The 16,869-nt window shown below is 28.3% G+C and carries 13 protein-coding genes; 7 read left to right on the top strand and 6 right to left on the bottom strand.

The genetic code is table 11. The annotated features are described in order from the left end of the window. Positions 1-312 precede the first annotated feature (312 nt). From AC5LG6_RS08180 to AC5LG6_RS08170, 3 genes are read right to left on the bottom strand one after another with little or no spacing between them, the layout of a single operon-like run. Positions 313-765: a c-type cytochrome gene (locus AC5LG6_RS08180; RefSeq protein ID WP_082762434.1), complete on the bottom strand. Its 453-nt coding sequence runs from the start codon at positions 763-765 to the stop codon at positions 313-315. A 60-nt stretch (positions 766-825) separates the two neighbouring features. Beyond that, positions 826-3,042: an ATP-dependent Clp protease ATP-binding subunit ClpA gene (gene clpA, locus AC5LG6_RS08175; protein WP_498586205.1), complete on the bottom strand. Its 2,217-nt coding sequence runs from the start codon at positions 3,040-3,042 to the stop codon at positions 826-828. A gap of 2 nt (positions 3,043-3,044) precedes the next feature. Then, positions 3,045-3,344 carry an ATP-dependent Clp protease adaptor ClpS gene (locus tag AC5LG6_RS08170; RefSeq protein ID WP_066152359.1) on the bottom strand — a complete coding sequence of 100 codons (300 nt, stop codon included), beginning with the start codon at positions 3,342-3,344 and terminating at the stop codon, positions 3,045-3,047. Positions 3,345-3,429: 85 nt separating this feature from the next. On the opposite strand from AC5LG6_RS08170, the gene bioD reads away from it, so the two are divergent. Continuing rightward, positions 3,430-4,074, top strand: a complete 645-nt coding sequence (gene bioD, locus AC5LG6_RS08165; RefSeq protein WP_498586204.1) for a dethiobiotin synthase — start codon at positions 3,430-3,432, stop codon at positions 4,072-4,074. 3 nt (positions 4,075-4,077) lie between these two features. Here the strand turns inward: bioD and AC5LG6_RS08160 are convergent, their stop codons facing one another. From AC5LG6_RS08160 to AC5LG6_RS08150, 3 genes are all read right to left on the bottom strand, one after another. Further along, on the bottom strand, positions 4,078-5,310 hold the full coding sequence (locus tag AC5LG6_RS08160; protein WP_498586203.1) for an McrC family protein: 1,233 nt from the start codon (positions 5,308-5,310) through the stop codon (positions 4,078-4,080). 2 nt (positions 5,311-5,312) lie between these two features. Further along, positions 5,313-7,037 carry an McrB family protein gene (locus AC5LG6_RS08155; RefSeq protein ID WP_498586202.1) on the bottom strand — a complete coding sequence of 575 codons (1,725 nt, stop codon included), beginning with the start codon at positions 7,035-7,037 and terminating at the stop codon, positions 5,313-5,315. A gap of 143 nt (positions 7,038-7,180) precedes the next feature. Next, on the bottom strand, positions 7,181-8,194 hold the full coding sequence (locus AC5LG6_RS08150; RefSeq protein ID WP_498586201.1) for a virulence RhuM family protein/type II toxin-antitoxin system death-on-curing family toxin: 1,014 nt from the start codon (positions 8,192-8,194) through the stop codon (positions 7,181-7,183). A gap of 225 nt (positions 8,195-8,419) precedes the next feature. Here AC5LG6_RS08150 and AC5LG6_RS08145 point away from each other — a divergent pair, with 225 nt between their 5' ends. The 6 genes from AC5LG6_RS08145 (at position 8,420) to AC5LG6_RS08120 (ending at position 16,865) form a co-directional block, all read left to right on the top strand. Continuing rightward, the gene (locus AC5LG6_RS08145; protein ID WP_082744861.1) at positions 8,420-9,550 is read left to right on the top strand and encodes an HpcH/HpaI aldolase/citrate lyase family protein; all 1,131 of its coding nucleotides are present in this window, start codon (positions 8,420-8,422) and stop codon (positions 9,548-9,550) included. An 18-nt stretch (positions 9,551-9,568) separates the two neighbouring features. Continuing rightward, positions 9,569-12,088 carry an aldolase/citrate lyase family protein gene (locus AC5LG6_RS08140; protein ID WP_066218351.1) on the top strand — a complete coding sequence of 840 codons (2,520 nt, stop codon included), beginning with the start codon at positions 9,569-9,571 and terminating at the stop codon, positions 12,086-12,088. A gap of 9 nt (positions 12,089-12,097) precedes the next feature. Next, a complete protein-coding gene (locus tag AC5LG6_RS08135; RefSeq protein ID WP_498586199.1) occupies positions 12,098-13,168 on the top strand; it encodes a MaoC family dehydratase in 1,071 nt (356 codons plus the stop codon). Between the two features lie 29 nt (positions 13,169-13,197). After that, positions 13,198-14,181: an HpcH/HpaI aldolase/citrate lyase family protein gene (locus tag AC5LG6_RS08130; RefSeq protein ID WP_498586198.1), complete on the top strand. Its 984-nt coding sequence runs from the start codon at positions 13,198-13,200 to the stop codon at positions 14,179-14,181. Between the two features lie 194 nt (positions 14,182-14,375). Beyond that, entirely contained in the window at positions 14,376-15,875 is a 1,500-nt protein-coding gene (locus AC5LG6_RS08125) for a fumarate hydratase (RefSeq protein ID WP_498586197.1), read from the top strand. Between the two features lie 153 nt (positions 15,876-16,028). After that, complete coding sequence (locus AC5LG6_RS08120) at positions 16,029-16,865, top strand: DUF5718 family protein (protein ID WP_066152375.1); 837 nt, start codon at positions 16,029-16,031, stop codon at positions 16,863-16,865. The last annotated feature ends 4 nt before the right edge of the window (positions 16,866-16,869 follow it).

The raw sequence follows: 16,869 nt of genomic DNA, 5'->3' as shown, positions 1-16,869 counted from the left end.
ATCTCTATTTATATCTTGTTCAATTTTTTTACTTTTAACAATCATTATATTTAGTTTACAAAGATTACTTCCTAAACTTCATACATATTTTAAAGAACTCTAATTTTAACCTGCTGGTCAAATTGGACGGGAATTATAGTGCCTTTTTTTTGTTTTGTCAAGGGGTTTTTATTAATCTTGGCTTAATTTTGGGAATTTGTAGTTTTTGTTTTATTTTTTAGATTTTTAAAGTCGTATTTTAGGTAATTATTAAAAGAGATATTTGTTAGTTTGATTGATATTTAAAATAAATTTGGACAAAAAGTCCAAATTTTACTGAAGTTTTGAAATATAATCTGCTAAAACTTCAATTTGTTCTGGAGTTTTTGTTTCTACATGAGTTTTCATAAGATTTTTCATAACCCCACCATAACTTCCATCTTTATATCCATTTAAAGCTTTTATAACTCTATCCTTATCCCAACCTGTAATTACTTGAGATTTTCCTAAAGCCTCTTTTTCACCTTTTAATCCATGACATGAAGCACATGTTTTAAATAAAGTTTCTGCATTTAACTCATTTGAAGCAGTTTCATTTACTTGTTTTGTCTCTTCTGCTTTTTTCTCTTCAACTTTTACTTCTGTTTTAACTTCTTTAGCTTTTTCTTCAACATTTTGAGTAACTTCTTGTTTTGGAGCTACTTGTTCTTTTGCCTCTTTTTTATCTTCTGTACAACCAACAAATAGTAACAGTGAAGTTGCTACAACTGCAATACCTTTTTTCATTTTATCCCTTTTTCTAAATATTTTTCGGAATTGTATCAAATTGATTGTAAAATAATTGTGTTATTCATAAATAAAAACAAAATCATCTTTAAAATCAATTTTTACTACTCCACCTTTTTTAAGTTTACCAAACAAAATTTCATCAGTTAGAGGTTTTTTTATTTTTTCAGAAATCACCCTATTTAAAGGTCTTGCACCCATTGCTTTGTCATATCCTAGTTTTGCTAACTCATCTTTTGCTTTTTTACTAATTTCTATTTTTATTTTCTTACCTTCAAGCTGTTTTTCTAAATCTTCTATAAATTTTCCTGCAACTTTTGAAACAATATCTAAACTTAAACTATCAAAACTAACAACACAATCAAGTCTATTTCTAAATTCTGGCGCAAAAAACTTGTTTATCGCCCTATTTTCATTTAATTTTTCATTTTTTGCAAATCCCATAACATTTGCTTCAGATACTCCAAGATTTGAAGTCATTATTAAAACAACATTTTGAAAATCTGCTTTATTCCCACTATTGTCTGTTAATTCAGCATTGTCCATAACTTGAAGCAAAATTGACATCAAATCTGGATGTGCCTTTTCAATCTCATCTAAAAGTAAAACTGTATGAGGATGTTTTCTAATAGCTTCAGTCAAAAGTCCACCCTGTTCAAATCCAACATAACCAGCTGGTGCCCCAATTAGTCTTGAAACTGCATGAGCTTCCATATATTCACTCATATCAAATCTTTCAAAGTGAATTCCCATTTGAAGTGCCAATTCCTTAGCTACTTCTGTTTTACCAACTCCTGTTGGTCCAGTAAAAAGAAAACTTCCTATTGGTTTTTTATCAACTCCTAATCCAGCTTTATTTATTTTGATTGCTTGAACTATTGAATTTATAGCTTTATCCTGTCCAAAAACTCTTTTTTGCATATTTTTTTCTAAGTTTTTAAGTAGTGATAAATCTGATTTTGTAGCACTTCTTGGTGGAATATGTGCCATTTTTGAGACAACATCTTCTACATCTTTTGAAACTATTGTAATATTTGCTTCATTTTTTGTTTTTAAAGTTTTTGATAGCTCGATTTTTTTACTAGCACCTACCTCATCTATTACATCTATTGCACAATCTGGCAAAAATCTATCTTGAATATATTTTTTACTAAGTTCAACTGCGCTTATAATTGCACTTTTTGAATATTTAACACCATGAAACTCTTCATATTTTGATTTTAACCCTTCCAAAATCAAAATAGAGTCTTCAATAGTTGGTTCATTTATATCAACTTTTGCAAATCTTCTACTAAGTGCTTTATCTTTTGCAAAATCATTTCTATACTCCAAAAATGTAGTAGCTCCAATACATTTTATACTACCATTTGCTAAAAGTGGTTTTAATATATTTGAAGCATCCATAGCACTTCCACCAACACTTCCAGCACCTACAATTGTATGAATCTCATCTATAAATAGTATTGCATTTGGGATTTTTGATATCTCTTTTAAAAGTGATTTGAGTTTTTTTTCAAAATCTCCTCTATATTTTGTTCCAGCTAACATAGAGCCCATATCAAGAGAGAATATTTTTGAATCTTTTAAAAAATCTGGCACTTCTTCATTTGCAATCTTTAAAGCCAAACCTTCAGCAATTGCAGTTTTTCCAACACCTGGTTCTCCAACTAAAAGTGGATTATTTTTCTTTCTTCTTCCTAAAATCTCAATCACTCTTTCAAGCTCTTTATCTCTTCCAATAACTGGATCGATTTTTGATTTTTTTGCAATACTTACAAGTTCGCTTGAATTTTGCTCTAAAATTTTTTCATTTTTATCATTTTGTTCATCTTTTTGATCAAAATTTTCATCATCTATTTTATGAGAAATCTCTTCTAAAATATCTACTCTTTGAATTCCCAATCTTTTTAGTAAATATGTAGAATATGCTTTTTCATCTTTTAAAATTGCTACAAACATATCTTCAACATTTGCTTTTGTTTTCCCACTACTTTGAGTATGAGCTACCATATACTCAATAGTTGAAGACAAAGCTACTGTTTCTATAGGGTCATCTTTTATATCATCTGGCAATTTTGGGGTATTTGCTTCTATATATGTTTTTAAATCATCAAATAAAATCTTTGTATCAACACCTAAATCAAAAAACATATTTTCTATTGTTGAATTATTTATTAGCATTAAAAAAATATGCTCTAATGTTAAATATTCATGCTTATTTGCTCTTGCATAATTTATTGCTTGTGCAAAAATATGCCTTAACTCTTTACTTATCATTTTTACTCTTCTTCCATTATGGCTTTTAAGGGAAACCCTTTTTCTCTAGCAAGGCTTTTTACTTGTGCAACTTTTGTAGAAGCAATCTCAAAGCTATAAACTCCACAAAGACCTTTTTGGTTGTTGTGAACCTCTAGCATTATTGCTTCTGCTTCAGTTTGATTTTTTCTAAATACTTTTACTAAAACATCTATTACAAAATCCATAGTAGAATAGTCATCATTTAATAAAAAAACATTGTACTTCTTTGGCTCTTCTACTTCTAAATCTTCATTTAATTCAATTTCTATCTCATTACTCACTTAAAACCCTTAATTGTAAACCATATTTTAATATGTTAATATCGCTTTTTAAAAAGCTTAAAATTATAACAAAAAAGAGATTATTATGAAGATTAACCCTCAAGATTATATAGGAAAAGCAATATTTATAACAGCAACAAATACAAATGTAGGTAAAACATTTGCAAGTGAAGTTTTTTTAAAATATTTTGCAAAAAATGGTTTAAAAGTTGGATATTTCAAACCAATTGAAACAGGAGTTATAGATAACTCGCCACTTGATGGTCTAAAAATGTTTGAACTTGTAAAAAAACTAAATCCTAATTTTTTAAAACTTACAATAAATGATATTGTGCCTTATCAATTTACTCTTCCTGCTTCACCTTATGTTGCAAAAAGAAACACTTTTTTAGATATTGATTTTTTAATAGAAAAAAAAGAGTATTTACAAACTTTTTGTGATGTTTTAATTATTGAAGGAGCTGGTGGATTGTTTGTACCAATTAAAAAAGATTTTTTTATGATTGATTTTATAAAAGAGCTAAGAGTTAAAACTTTTTTAATAACTCCATCAAAATTAGGATCTATAAATGATACACTTCTTTCAATTGAAGCTTTAAAAAATAAGCAAATAGATTTTGATTTTTTTATAAATTTATATGAAGATAAAGATAGTTTTGAAGAGGTTTCAAAGCCATTTTTAAAAGATTATTTTAAAGAGTTGAAGTTTTTGCAAGATTATAAAATATAGAGTTTAAAGCTCTATATTTTTATCTACAAACTCTTTTTTATATACATCAAAAAAAAGAATATCTAGTTTTAGCTCTTTATTTTTAAAATAGTTGTATGAATTTTTTATAATTAATTCATCAAAAGGATAAATTAAATAGATTTTTTCACAATTATCATATTTTGTACCATAAGCATAAAGTTGATACATATCATCTTGTAAAACTCCGTTGTAGGCTTTATCTTCACTTAAAATCTTCCATTTTGTATCTGCTATTATTTTTCCACCATTTATTACAATATCTGGTTTGAGCCTAAATCTTCCAATACCATTTTCATACGCTAAGTGATGAGTTCTATCTTGCGATTTAATATCTTGAAAATTTGAACTCTTTTTTAAATAACTATAAACAAAACTTTCAAAAAGTAAATTCATATCAAATAAAAGTGCAAAGGCAATATCATTTCCTTTGTATGGAGAAAAAGAGTTTTCAAATAAAAATGTCTTGCACCACAATAAAACTTGTTCATAATCTTTCATTTGTCGGTTTAGTTTGATTTTTGAAAAATCTGTTTTTATATTGTATGAAATTTCTATTTCATCAAAAACAAACAGAAACTCTCTAATTCTTTGTTGATTTTTGTTTAATTTTGATTTATTATATAAAAATTGAAGAGTAGTTTTTATAATCCTATTTTCAACTCTATTGCTAATAAACTCTTCGTATTGAACAAAAAATCGCTCTTTATGAATTGTGTTATATTTTATTTGTTCAGAAATTTTTAGTTTACCTTTTAAAAATTTTAGATTCTCTTCTTTGCTTATATAATCACTTTTTATGCCATTTCTAACTAATACGGTCAACTCTTCTAAAAACATTGAGATAAATATTTCAAATAAAGGTATTTTTGAAGATTTTAAATTTGCCACACTAGAATTTTTAAATGGAGAGTTTTTTAAAGTTTTTAGCATCTTTATCAAAATATCTTTTGATTTTTCTGTCGTTGCATTTTTAATTTTTGGCAAAATCTCTATTGTAGTTCCATCTTTTGTTTGTATTACTCCTACATAATTTTGAGCTTGTAAAACTTTTCCAAAACCATTTTTTGTAGTTATTTTTAAATATTGTGCTGTTTTTTCATTTTCTAATACAAATTTTTCTAAAGAGTCAAAAGTCTCTTTTTTTATAAAATTATCTTTTGTATTATCTTTATATTGTAGATACTGAAATTCCTTTAAAATAAACTCTTTTTTCATTTTTAGTCTTTAAATTTAGAAAAATCAAACTCTTTTTTTATGTTATAAATAAATTTCTCTTCTTCTAGATATTCACTATCTTTTATTAATTCTTCATCAAAAATATCTGATTTTACTTCTATCTTTTCAACAAAACCATCTCCTAAAACTAATCTTACTTTCTCCCAATCATCATAAAAATACTCTTGTAAAAGTGGGATTATCTTATTTCTAAAGATATTTTCTAGTTCTGCTTTTTTATCTTCTTTTGTTTCTAAGTTTTCCAAACTCATAAAATAAGCATGTCCAATAGTATGATCTCTATCATACAGATACTCTACTCTTTTGTTTATAGTTTCAAGAAGATTATCTATTTTTATTCCATCAACTTCAAACTTTTTAAGTAAACTAGAATTTGGCATCATCTCTTCAAAATGGAATCTTCTTCTAAGAGCCGTATCCATTAAAGCAATACTTCTATCAGCTGTATTCATAGTACCTATTATGTATAAATTTGAAGGAACTCCAAAAAGTTCTTGGCTATATGGAAGTTTTAATCTTATCTCTTCATCTGCCCCTATTCTTTTTGATGGCTCAATTAAAGTTATAAGCTCTCCAAATATTTTAGAGATATTTCCTCTATTTATTTCATCTATTATTAGAATGTAGTTTTTTAGTGGTTCTTTATCTGTATTTTTTATTTCACTATTTTTTAATAAATACTCTAATAAAGGATTATAATATTGAGATAATCCACCAATAATAATTTTATTTTCTTCAGCTTCATACATATTTTTTAAATTTTTAATCAGTAATACATGTTGAGATTCTCCACCTGATTTATCAAAACTAATCTTATTTTCATCTACTTCTTTAATAAAAAAACTACTTTTTTTCATTCTTATTTCAAGTTTTTCATCATCTTTTAATTTATCTAAAATCAACTCTTTAAAAACTGTTTCAAAATCTTTTTTATTTTTAATATTTTCATTTGATTGATTAAAATTTTGTAAAGATTTATTTGATAATTTTTTAAATACTCCAGATTTTACTTCATAACTGATATTGGCTTCACTTGTTTCAGCTTTAATCCCCTCAACAAACTCTTCATAAGAGAAACTTTGATGAAATGTTATAAACTCTATTTGTCCAGCTTTTTTATACTCTTCAAATCTCTCTTTTAAAGCCTCTCTGTTATATTTGTTTTGTTGGTAAAAATCACTATCTATAATTTCTAAAGCTCTGTTTATAGTATTATAAGTTTTCCCAGTCCCTGGACTTCCATATAGTATTTGATTTAGTGCTTGTTTTTGTGTAGATTTTGGCATAGTTTTTCCTATATTTTGATTTATCGATTTTATATTCTTATTATTTAAAATATTTTCTAAATAGTTAGTATCTTCTTTGTCTATGTATCCTATACTTCTTGTTGTTTTTTGATTAAGTTCATCTACATTTATAAAAAATCCTTCATCAAATATATCAAGTATTTTTACTTTATGACCTTGAATAAATTTTTCATCTCTTTTTGTATCTTCTTTTATTTCACCAAGAAATTTTGCTTTTGCAATAATTTCTTTTCCATATAAAAAATATATAATATCATCTAGCTCTATTTGATTTAGTCTTTTAGTATTAAAAAAATAGTTATTATCTCTATTTGGTAAATTATTTAAGAAAAATTCTCTTGCAATTTTAAAATTTTCAAAACCCATAACATTTGTGTTTAATCTAAATATAACATTCATTATTTATCCTAATTTTATATTTCCAAAATTTTTCCAAACATTCTACCAAAGAGTTTATTATTTTCATAAAATCTCAATTATTATCACTAAGCTTTAATTTCTCAAATATCCATCATTAATCTATCTCTTCTACTATTCTGCTCTTATTGCAAAATATTGACTATTAAGTTTATAATAGTATCTTTCTGTTTTGGATCACTTTTTGCAGTCATAAGTGATAGTGCAACCAAAGCATTATCATTTATTTTAAGCTCTCCATTTGATTTATATAGCATATTGTTTTTACTCAAAAAAAGAATAAACATAAAAGCACCTATTCTTTTATTTCCATCATTAAAAGGGTGTCCTTTTATAATATAATAAAGCAAATTAGCAGCCTTTTCTTCAACACTTTCTAGTAAATCAACCCCACCAAAAGTTTGATAAATATTTCTTAAAATTCCTTCAAACTCTCCTGCTTTTTCTCTACCAAAAAGCTCTGTTGCTTCACCTTTTTTTATAAGTTCATCTTTTAGTTGTGCTATATAATTTTTTGCCTCATCGCTATCTAATATAAATTTTGCCTCTTTTGATACAAAATCTATTTTTAAAGTGTCTTCATCATATCCTTGCAGAAGTGTCCAAGTTCTTGAGTAGTTTAGTATCACATCAAGTAAACCTTTTGCCTCATTTAGCTCTATTTGTGCATTTGAAATAGTATCTTTTAATAAAGATATTGCTTCATTTAACTCTTTTAATCCTTTTTGTTGCAACCTTTTATTATTTATAGAGTATCCATTTATAATATAATCTTTAAGAATTTTTGTTGCCCAAACTCTAAAACTTGTAGCTCTTTTTGAGTTTACACGATAACCCAAAGAGATAATCATATCAAGGTTATAATAATCTATCTCTCTTGTAACCTCTCTATCTCCCTCTTTTTGAACTGTTGCATTTTTTGCAACAGTTGAATTTTTATCAAGTTCTTCTTCTTTAAAAATATTTTTTATATGTCTTGAAATAACTGATTTATCCCTATCAAAAAGAACTTCTAACTGTTTTTGACTAAGCCACAAGGTATCATTTTCAAGTGAAACATCTAGCTTTATCTCTCCATTTGCATCTTCATAAATTACAATCTTAGTTTCCATAATTTCAATATCTTTATTTAAAAACATTTTTTAAATCTCTCTTGTGTATTTTAATATTTCCAAATATTCTACCAAAGAGTTTATTATTTTCATAAAATCTCAATTATTATAATAAGCTTAAAAATATTTTCTATATTAAAAGATATAAATTGATTTCATTTTAAATTGTGTATAACTTCAATATTAGTTTTTTATGGAATAATACAATTTCTTAAAAAATAAAAAGAAATTTAATGAAAGGTTGAAAATATGATGACTTCTGCGATAGATTTATCAAAACTCACAGCAAAAGATGATTTAACTCCAGTTCTTGGTGGTTATTGGCCAGGGATTCAAATTTATTATCCCCCTATAAAGTTTAACCCGCTAGATGGTTCTTATGAGAGTATAGAACAAGCGAAATTAAGACTTCAAAAACACGCTTACAATACAAGAGCACATACAGTTTTATTTGACTTAGAAGATGGATGTAGACAAAAAGCTATGAGTAGAGAGCTTTTAATTCAAGAGTTACCAAAATTTCCTGCTAGAGATTTTCAAATAGCAGTAAGAATAAATCCATTTAGAACAGAAGAGTATGAAGAGGATTTAAAAATGCTTAAACAAATTCATCAATATATTGATGTAATAGTTTTAGCAAAAGCTGGAGAAGTTTATGGAAGTGCTGAAATTAGAGATTTATCTTCTTGGTTAATCTCTATTGGAAGTAATCTTACAATTCAACCAATCGTTGAACATCCAAAATCACTTCAAATAGCTGATAGATTAATGGAGTATTCAACTGTAAAACATATAGTATTTGGAATTCATGACTTTTCAAAAGCTATGGCTTATAAAATCACTCCTAAAGGTTGGATTGATGAACTTGAAACTTACTTTGATATGCTAACTTTAGAAGCTAGAATTAAAGGAAAAGGTGTAATTGGTGGAGTTGAAGTAATGCTAACTCCTCACTCACTACCAAGTAACTGTGTTGAGAAAAAAGATATTAGAAGATGGCTTGATTTACATGGAGATGAGGCTAGTAAATATGTTTATTCTCATGCTTTAAGAGAGAGTTCTATGGGACTTACTGGAAAACAAGTAATTACTCCAAACCATATAAATATATGTAAAGTTGCATTTACACCATCTCCAAATGAGATTGCAAAAGATGTTTCTATATTAAAAGCAGCACTTGAGGCTGATGCTCTTTTAAGTGGGGCAATTAGATATGAAGGTGAGATGCTAGATCCTCCAATGTTTGGTAAATCTTTACAAAATATTTTAAGAGCTTATGCTTTAAAAAGTTTAACAAAAGAGGATGAGTTATTTGCACTTTCAGTATTAAATAAAATGCCTCTAAATACATTTAAAGAAAACTGGCCATATGGTCAATTGTAATAATTATAGGAGATTAAAATGAGTCAAACAGTAAAATTAGATATACCTGAATTTTTAAATATAGGTATTGCTTGTACATCAGCTTGGGTTGGTACAGCAAAAGAGAACAATGTTGCTATGATTATTGAAGATGATAAACTAGGAACTGATAAAGTTACATATAAAGAATTAGCTACAAAATCAGATCAAGTTTCAAATTTTCTTACTCAAGAAATAGGTCTTAAACCAAGAGATCGAGTATTAGTTTGTCTTAAAAACTCTTTAGCATATCCAATATCTTTTTTTGGAGTAATGAAAGGTGGAATGATTGCTGTTCCTACTTCAACTCTACTAAGTGGTAGTGAAGTTAAATATTTAGCAGAAGATTCTCAAGCAAAAGCTATAGTGTTATCAGCTTCTATGTATGAAAATTTAGTTCCATATTTATTAAATCTTGATAACCTAAGAACTATAATAATTGCTGGAATTGATAGCACTGATGGTCTTAAAAAGCCAGAAGGTATTGAAATATTTGCTCTAAATCAAATATTCAATAATACAAGTACAACACCAAATCACTACAACTCAAAATCAGGTGAACCAGCATATTTAGTTTATACATCTGGAACAACTGGTTATCCAAAAGGTGTTTTACATTCACATAGATCACTAATAGGAAGAAAACCAGCAACAGATTTCTGGTTTGATTTTAAAGAGAATGATAGAATTATGCACTCTGGGAAATTTAACTGGACTTATGTTTTAGGGTCAGCACTTATGGATCCATTATTTAATGGTCATACAGTAATTGCATATGAGGGTGCAAATGATGCATCAACATGGATTAATCTAATAAAAAAACATCAATGTACGATATTTATTGGAGTTCCAACAATCTATAGACAAATTATTCAGAAAACAGATTTCACACTTGATGATTGCCCAAGTTTGAGATATTGTATGAGTGCGGGAGAGCATTTAAGTGATGAGATGCTTGGACTTTGGAGAGATAGATTTAAACAAGATATTTATGAAGCTATTGGAATGAGTGAGTGTTCATACTATATTTCTCACTCAAAAAATAATCCTATAAGACCAGGAAGTGCAGGTTTCCCACAACCAGGACATATTGTAAAACTTTTAGATCCTGAAACTTTAGAAGAAGTTGGAGTTGAAGAGGAAGGAATGATTTGTATTGGAGAAGATGATCCAGGATTATTCTTAGAGTATTGGCAATTAGAAGAAGAGACTTTAAAATCAAGACATGATGGATACTTCTTTACAGGTGATTATGCAAGAAAAGATAAAGATGGATATATCTGGTTTATTGGAAGAAAAGATGATATTATCAATACTTTTGGATTTAGAGTAAGTCCACATGAGATTGAAAGAGTTGTAAAAACTCACGCAGATGTAGCTGATTGTGTTGCTTTTGGTCTTGATATTGAAAAAGAGAAAACTATTGTTGCTATTGCTGTTGTTGGTCATTCAACTATAAGTAAAGAGAAAGAGCAAGAAATTTTAAAATTTGCTCAAAATAATCTTGCAAAATATAAAGCTCCAAAAGAGATTTTTATAATGTCTGATTATCCAAGAACAAAAAATGGAAAAGTTCTTAGAAAACAATTAGTAAAAGATCTACACGAACAATATTTTGCAATAACAAAAGGTGAAGAGATAGTTGAGTACAAAGCAAGAAGATCAATGCTTTTAATTCCTTCATATAATAAACACAATGTAGAAAAAGCTAAAACTGTTTTAGCAGATACTGTTATTTTTGATTTAGAAGCTATTTTAGAGGACCAAAGAGAACCAGGAAGAGAGACTTTGAAAGAAGTTTACAAAGAAGGTGCTAAATTTGGTGAAAGTGAAAGAGTATTAAGAGTAAATAATCTAGGAAGCGAAGATCTTAAAAAAGATTTAGCTTTGGCAAAAGAGATTGAACTTGATGGTATCTTATTCTCTAAAATTGATACAAAAGAGGATGTATTACAAGCTGCTAAATTAATTGAAGAGGTAAATCCAAATCTTACACTTATGATTATGATTGAAACTCCATTATCTGTTTTAAATATTCAAGAAATTTGTGCAGCAAGCCCAAAAGTTGAAGTTGTTGTTGTTGGTTCAAACAAATTAGCAAATAGACTTCAAATAGATATAAAAAGAGGTTCAAAAGCTATTGTTACATATTTAGCTCAAATTGCACTTGCAGCAAAAGCTTATGGAAAAACTGTAATAGATGGTCCACATTTTGATGTAAAAGATGAGTTTGCTTGTGAAGATTCTACAAAAGATGCATTTAATTTAGGATTTGATGGAAAATCTCTTGTACATCCAATACAAATTGAGTATATAAATGATATATTCACTCCAAAACAAAGTGAAGTTGAAGATTATGAAGATATGATCAACAAATATGAAGAGGCAAACAAACACGGTAAAGAGGTTATTTTACATAACAATAGATTAGTTGATTCTTCAAGAATTGCATGGGCTAGAAAAATGATTAAGTTGTATGAAACTTACAAAGCTTTAGGTCAAAATCTATTTGGAAAATAAGGAGAAAAATTGTCAAAAATTAGCAATAAAATAAACTTTGGTAACTATTTTGAAGATTTTAGTATTGGTCAAAAAATAGTTCATCCACTTCCTAGAACTATAAGTGAGGGTGATGTATCTTTATACATCGCTTTTACAGGAAGTAGATTTTCTTTGCACTCAAGTGATGTTGTAGCAAAAGAATTTGGATATGAAAAAAGACCAATTGATGATATTTTAATGTTTCATTTAACATTTGGAAAATCTGTTCAAGATATCTCTTTAAATGCTATTGCAAATTTAGGTTATGCTGAAATATCTTTTCCAAATCCAGTTTACATTGGTGATACTGTATCAATGACTTCAACTGTAATTGGATTAAAAGAGAACTCAAATGGTAAAAGTGGAGTTGTATATGTTCACTCTATTGGAGTAAATCAAAATGGAAATGAAGTTTTAAATTTCAAAAGATGGGTTATGGTTCATAAAAAAGACCACGAAAACTTAAGTGGAATAAATGATGTTCCAACTTTCCAAAAAGCAACTCCAATTTTAGACACTATTAATATTCCAACAATTAAATGTGTTGATGTCAGTGCTAGTGGTGGAGAGTACTTCTTCGAAGATTATGAAGTTGGTGAAAGACTAAACCATCCAGAGGGAATAACAATAGATAATAGTGACCATACACTTGCAACAAAGTTATATCAAAACAATGCAAAAGTTCATTTCAACGACCATATGATGAAAAGTACACCTATGGGGCAAAGACTTATGTATGGTGGAATTATAATATCAATGGCAAGAGCAATCTCATTTAATGGGCTTCAAAATGCCCAATGGGTATATGCAATAAATAGTGGAAACCACTGTAATCCAACATATGCAACAGATACAATCTATGCTTATAGTGAAATTTTAGAAAAAATTGATCATAAAAGAGAGGATATTGGACTTTTAAGATTAAGAACTATTGCTCTTAAAAATCAAAATCCAAAAGAGATTGAAAATGCCAAAGGTGAAGATGGAAAATATCTTCCAAATGTAGTTTTAGATTTGGATTACACAGTTGTAATCCCAAAAAAATCAACAAAAAAATAAAAAATTAAATTTAATAAAAAGGAAAAAACATGACACACCCAAAAGAAGCTTTATTTGAATCTGGTAAATCTTTACCAATTATTCCAACTTGTGAACACTTTGCAGGAAGCGAAAAGCTAATCCTAAAAGGTTTTGAAATGCAAAAAAAACTTGGACCTGTTTTTGATATTACTTGTGATTGTGAAGATGGTGCTGAAACTGGAAAAGAAGTTGAGCATGCTAATATGATTGTTAGAGTTGTAAACTCTGATGCAAACCCTTATGGTATGGCAGGAACAAGAATCCATGACCATTCTCATCCAGATTGGAGACAAGATGTTGATATTTTAGTACCTGGTGCTGGTGAAAAATTAGCATATATTACTTTACCAAAATCAACTTGTTATGAAGATGCTAAAACTCAAATTGAGTATATTCAAGCTGTTGCAAAAAAAGCTGGAATTAAAAGAGAGATTGCAATTCACGTACTTATAGAGACTCATGGAGCTCTACAAGATGTTGAAAAAATTGCAACTTTACCTTGGCTACAAGTTTTAGATTTTGGTCTAATGGATTTTGTAAGTGGATATCAAGGAGCAATTCCAGCAATTAATATGAGAAGTCCAGGTCAATTTGATCACAGATTAATTGGAGCTGCAAAAGCAAGAGTTGCACAAGCTGCTATTCAAAACTGCGTAATTCCTTGTCACAATGTAACTTTAGATTTAAAAAATCCATACCAAACATACAAAGATGCAGAAAGAGCTAGAAATGAGTTCGGATTTATGAGAATGTGGTCAATTTACCCAACACAAGTTCAAGCTATTGTTGATGCTATGAAACCTGATTTTACAGAACTTGAAGCTGCACAAAATATTTTAATTAAAGCTCAAGATGCTGAATGGGGACCAATTCAATATGATGGTGAGTTACACGATAGAGCAACTTATAGATACTTCTGGGAATTAGTTCAAAGAGCTAAATATTCTGGTGTTAAATTAATGGAAGAAGCAGAAAAAAGATTTTTTGCCTAATTTTAAGATGATTTAAAAAGCTACTCTTTTTTAAGGGTAGCTTTTTTTAATTCTTAAATTTTGGATATATTTCAAAACTAAACAATTTTTAATATTTTTAAAAATTTCCATATAAAATATGTTTTGTGAAAGCCAATTTTATATGGTGCATTGATATAATTAAAAGATTTCTAAAACCAAAAAAGGAAAAATTAATGAGTAAAAAAATCACAGAACAAGATATTATTGATTCAGTTGCAAGTGCCTGTCAATTTATATCTTTTTATCATCCAGAAGACTTTGTAAAAGGTATGGTTGAAGCTTATGAAAATGAAAAAAGTGATGCAGCAAAAAATGCAATTGGACAAATTTTAATTAACTCAAAAATGTGTGCTATGGGGCACAGACCACTATGTCAAGATACAGGAAGTGTTAATATTTTTGTAAAAGTTGGTTTAAAAGCAAACCTAGATATTACAAAAAATTTAGAAGATTTATTAAACGAAGGTGTTGCAAAAGGTTATACAGATCCTGATAATACTTTAAGATACTCAGTTGTAGCTGATCCTGCTGGAAAAAGAACAAATACAAAAAACAATACTCCAGCAGTAATTCATGTGAGTGTTGATAACTCTGATAAACTTGATATCACTGTTGCTGCAAAAGGTGGAGGAAGTGAAAATAAATCAAAATTTGCTGTTTTAAATCCAAGTGATAGTATTTATGATTGGGTTATGTCAAATGTAAAAGATATGGGTGCTGGATGGTGTCCTCCTGGAATTTTAGGAATTGGAATTGGTGGAAATCCTGAAAAAGCAATGCTACTTGCAAAAGAGTCTTTAATGGGACATGTTGATATTCATGAACTAAAGCTGCGAGGACCTCAAACTCCACTTGAAGAGTTAAGACTTAAACTTTATGAAGATATAAATAAACTAGGAATTGGAGCTCAAGGTCTTGGTGGATTAACAACTGTTTTAGATGTTAAAATTTTAGATTATCCATGTCATGCAGCATCATTACCTGTTGCTATGATTCCAAACTGTGCAGCAACAAGACATATTCACTTTGAATTAGATGGAAATGGTCCAGCTAAATTTGAAAAACCGTCTTTAGACCTTTGGCCAGATATTAAACTTCCAATGGATACTATTAAAAGAGTAAATATTGAAGATTTAACAAAAGAGAACTTATCTCAATTTAAATCTGGTGATACTTTATTATTATCTGGAAAAATTTTAACAGCACGTGATGCTGCTCATAAAAAAATAGTTGAATACAAAAATGCTGGAAAACCTCTTCCAAATGGTGTTGATTTAAAAGATAAATTCATCTACTACGTAGGACCTGTTGATCCAGTAAAAGGTGAAGTTGTAGGACCAGCAGGACCAACAACATCTACAAGAATGGATAAATTTACAAAAGATATGATGGAAATTGGAATTATGGGAATGATTGGAAAAGGTGAGAGAAAACAACCAACAATCGATTTAATAAAAGAGTACAAATCTATCTATCTTATAGCAACTGGAGGAGCTGCTTATTTAATTGCTCAATCAATTAAGGGTGCAAAAACTTTAGCATTTGAAGAGCTTGGAATGGAAGCTATTTATGAATTTGAAGTAAAAGATATGCCTGTAACTGTTGCTGTTGATACAGAAGGAAACTCTATTCATACAACAGGACCTGCTAAATGGAGAACTATTAATAAATAGTTCTTATTTTACAAAGAGCCACAAATACTATAGGCTCTTTGTAAATATTTTCTTAAACTACTCTTAAATTAACAAATTATATTTCGTTTTTGACTTTTAAACCAATTTTTTTCGATAACATTGCAGTTCAAAATATTTTAGGATTTTATAATTATGAATTTAATAGAAGATTTAAAAGATTATTTAGGTTTTGCAGTTGCTGGAAACTTTGCAAATCATTTAGGAGAAGCTGGAGAAGCTGATGAGTTTTCTGTAATTGAAACAAAAGAGAAAGATGCACCAAAAGGTATGTTTCCATTTTATATAAAAGGTCATGATAGTTTTTTAGGAACTTACCCTATTTGTGATGAAGTTATATTAACTCATGGAAGAGAAGATGATAAATTACAAGTTGAAGCAGAGGTTGCTTTAATTTGTGATTTCGTATATGAAAATGAAAAGGTAATAGATATTGTTCCAAAATATTTTAGTGCTTTTAATGATTGTTCATTAAGATTTCAAGATGGAAGTAAACTTAGCACTAAAAAAAATTGGGGAGAAAAAACTAAAGGTATTTCTCAAGATATAATTCCTATAGATGATTTTAGTGAAAAAGGAATTTTAGGAAAATATCATATCTCTTCTTTTATAAAAAGAGATGGGATAGTATATGATTATGGAACAACTAGTTCAGTTAAATCATATAGCTATTTTTTTGAAAAGTTAAAAGATTGGATGATTGATATCTTAAATTGCCAAGAAGATTGTGGACCTCTTGAAGAGTTAGGACAGTTTTTAAAATATGCACACAATTCAAAAGGTATTGTAATAGCTGCGGGTGCAACAGCATATACAGATTTTGGGAAGAAAAACTTCTTGAAAAAAGGTGATGAGATTTTTGTATATGTTTATAATGCACATGCTCATAGTTTTCAAGATATTATGAATGATATGTGTGGAATGGATATATATTTAGGACAATGTTCAAAGCTACACCAAATAGTAAAATAGATTT

It is taken from the genome of Arcobacter thermotolerans (assembly GCF_983172305.1).
The sequence above is the reverse complement of the archived record's forward strand: the minus strand, read 5'-3'. Positions and strand labels throughout refer to the sequence as shown.

Coding starts and splice junctions, on each gene's coding strand:
- AC5LG6_RS08130 (WP_498586198.1), top strand. CDS start 13,198: ATGACACACCCAAAAGAAGCTTTATTTGAATCTGGTAAATCTTTACCA.
- AC5LG6_RS08155 (WP_498586202.1), bottom strand. CDS start 7,037: ATGAATGTTATATTTAGATTAAACACAAATGTTATGGGTTTTGAAAAT.
- clpA (WP_498586205.1), bottom strand. CDS start 3,042: ATGATAAGTAAAGAGTTAAGGCATATTTTTGCACAAGCAATAAATTAT.
- AC5LG6_RS08125 (WP_498586197.1), top strand. CDS start 14,376: ATGAGTAAAAAAATCACAGAACAAGATATTATTGATTCAGTTGCAAGT.
- bioD (WP_498586204.1), top strand. CDS start 3,430: ATGAAGATTAACCCTCAAGATTATATAGGAAAAGCAATATTTATAACA.
- AC5LG6_RS08145 (WP_082744861.1), top strand. CDS start 8,420: ATGACTTCTGCGATAGATTTATCAAAACTCACAGCAAAAGATGATTTA.
- AC5LG6_RS08140 (WP_066218351.1), top strand. CDS start 9,569: ATGAGTCAAACAGTAAAATTAGATATACCTGAATTTTTAAATATAGGT.
- AC5LG6_RS08120 (WP_066152375.1), top strand. CDS start 16,029: ATGAATTTAATAGAAGATTTAAAAGATTATTTAGGTTTTGCAGTTGCT.
- AC5LG6_RS08160 (WP_498586203.1), bottom strand. CDS start 5,310: ATGAAAAAAGAGTTTATTTTAAAGGAATTTCAGTATCTACAATATAAA.
- AC5LG6_RS08150 (WP_498586201.1), bottom strand. CDS start 8,194: ATGTTTTTAAATAAAGATATTGAAATTATGGAAACTAAGATTGTAATT.
- AC5LG6_RS08180 (WP_082762434.1), bottom strand. CDS start 765: ATGAAAAAAGGTATTGCAGTTGTAGCAACTTCACTGTTACTATTTGTT.